The sequence below is a fragment of the Limnospira sp. PMC 1279.21 genome, assembly GCF_032349615.1.
In the GTDB taxonomy this organism is placed as follows: domain Bacteria; phylum Cyanobacteriota; class Cyanobacteriia; order Cyanobacteriales; family Microcoleaceae; genus Limnospira; species Limnospira fusiformis.
In genome coordinates, this window is the sequence record NZ_JARPLU010000363.1 from 1 (window position 1) to 1,679 (window position 1,679).

At 45.0% G+C, this 1,679-nt stretch carries 1 protein-coding gene; it reads right to left on the reverse strand.

The window, feature by feature from the left end:
* Positions 1-1,679: CHAT domain-containing protein (locus P5683_RS24580; protein ID WP_396442937.1), on the reverse strand; the 1,679-nt coding region annotated here is incomplete at its 5' end.

Consider the following 1,679-nt stretch of genomic DNA (forward strand, 5'->3'; position numbering starts at 1 on the left):
TTACCGCCAATCTCCTTGAATAGTAAACGCACCCCAATAATAGGGAGACTGCCATTGACCCGAATTCCACATCTCTAATTGTGCTTGTCTTAAAGCTATAATGGGCGGTTGATTCTCATTCAACATCTGCTGATAAAACCTCGTCATTAACTGGGAAGTCGCTAAATCATTCACATTCCATAAACTCACCACCACTCGCCGCGCTCCTGCATACATAAAACCGCGAGTTAAACCCACTAATCCCTCTCCCCTCACTTCCCGACCTAAACCAGTCTGACAGGCGCTTAATACCACTAATTCGGCGGGTAAATTTAGGTTAAATATATCATTTAACCGCAAAAAGCCATTATCCGATTCTCCCTGGGGATTAAATAATGATAACACTAATCCTGATAATTCCGGGTTGACTGGATCAATTAACCCATGAGTCGCGAAGTGGATGATTTGATATTGCGATAAATTGGGGTGAGTCGCTAGGTAGCGGGAAGCCTCAAAATCTAAGGCTTTGATTCTTTCATTTTCCGGGAATAATTCCGCGATATTTTGGGCTTCCAATCTGCTATATTTTAAGCGGTCTAACTGGGGGGCTGTATCTCCTAAACCTAAACTTCTGGTCGCCCTAGCTAAGGCTAAATTATCTAAGCTGGGAGGGTTATTTTCGGAGGATATTTGAGAATTTAAGCGCGGGTCGTTGGATTCAAAAATCGGGTCAGCAATCACCGCAACAGCTTTGGCAGCCGTCGGTCGATTGGCTAATTGTTCTCGTTGATTAGCAATGAGAGTAGCTGAGGAAGCGGTGACGATTTCATGTTCCACTAATAGGGGGGTATCGGGTTGAGAAGGTATGGGTAAAGCGACAAAGGGAATGAATTGTAAAATCCCATCTGCGACTATCAATAACCGTTGATTATTCAGTTGATTAACTACGGGAGCAATCAAGATTTCACTCAGGGCTAATCCCTGTGCTACTGTGGTGGTATTATCAAGGTTAATCGCTTCTCGATAGGGGGTAGCTACGGCTTCGATTTCGGTTGAGTTGGGCAGAATATAGCTGGTGATACTATCCTTAGTCACCGCCCAGAGAAAACTGCGTTCTTCTCCTAGGTAATATTGTAACAGCAAGGTATCATCATCAAGTACCTGTTGCTGCACTTGTTCTAAGTTGAGAGGTTGGGGATATTGCAGGTTAGCATAGTTGGGACTGACTACCCTAATTTGGGTTTGTAGTTGATTGAGTTGATTAATGAGAGATTGGGATTGAGTTGTAAGTGCATCGATTTGTGCTTGGGTAAATTGACCCTGGGTGAGTTCATGGCGTTGATGTTCTATGGCGTTGAATTGTTGTATTAGGCTTTGTTCCTGCTGCAAAAGTTGGGGGTCTACGCCTTCACGAATATTCGCACCAGCCTCGGCGAGAAGTTCCAAAAGGCGGCGGGCGCGAGAACGTTCGCTGGCGTGAAAAGCGAGGGCATCATATCCTTTTTGGGGGTTTTGTTGATGCAGTTCCATTAACAATTCAATATATAATTGGTAACGGTCTTGAACGGTGGAGAAAAAGGTTTGGCGGAGTTCGCCGGGAGGGGCTAGGCTGCGGAGTTCTTCAGTTAAGTTAATCGCCTTTTCCATATTAACCAGGGCTTCGGTGAGTTCGCCTTGGGAACGTTGGAGAGAAGCCATAA